The sequence below is a fragment of the Empedobacter sp. UBA7611 genome, assembly GCF_002484365.1.
GTDB classification, from domain to species: domain Bacteria; phylum Bacteroidota; class Bacteroidia; order Flavobacteriales; family Weeksellaceae; genus Empedobacter; species Empedobacter falsenii_B.
The window spans coordinates 1-243 of the sequence record NZ_DLJR01000081.1 but is presented as its reverse complement, the minus strand read 5'-3'; positions in this window follow the sequence as shown (position 1 = coordinate 243).

Here is a 243-nt window from a genome sequence, read left to right as displayed (position 1 = left end):
TTCGTTTTTTTTATCAAGAAAAAAAATGAAAGTAAAATTCTTTTTATCATATGATACTCATCAAAGCTTATCATTTAGCTGTCATTCTGAGCTTGTCTCAGAATCGCATTCAATATGTCATTTCGAGGTATCGAGAAATCTTTTGTCGCTTTTTACTTGACTAAAAAGTAACCAAAAAGTCAAGGCCGTAAACCTCTTTATTAAAAATGTTCTCCTTTCACAAAAGATTTTACAAACCCTACG